Annotated in this window: 1 pseudogene; it reads right to left on the bottom strand. The window is 44.6% G+C overall.

Annotated features, from left to right (window positions below):
- Window positions 1-296: pseudogene (locus tag AB4585_RS28885) on the bottom strand (ABC transporter ATP-binding protein); the annotation flags it as partial.

Here is a 296-nt window from a genome sequence, read left to right as displayed (position 1 = left end):
TTGTTCTTCAAGTTGTTCAAGAAGCTGTGGTAGCGATTCTAACTCACGTTGCAACTTATACGACAACTTTTTACTGGTATTGCGACTTGGTTTGCTTGCTGCTTTGTCTTTAACCACTACATCAGACGTACTCGCAACAAATTCCTGCCTAGAGGCCTTAACTTGATCTCGCTGCTGCTGTGCGTCATGGTAACCACCAACAAACTCTTCGATACGGCCATTGCCTTCAAAGATCCAACTCGCCATTACGGTGTTATCCACAAACTCTCGGTCGTGGCTCACTAAAAGTAATGTTC

It is taken from the genome of Vibrio sp. 10N.222.49.C9 (assembly GCF_041474985.1).
GTDB classification, from domain to species: Bacteria; Pseudomonadota; Gammaproteobacteria; order Enterobacterales; family Vibrionaceae; genus Vibrio; species Vibrio crassostreae_C.
This window is presented reverse-complemented; position numbering and strand designations above follow the sequence as displayed.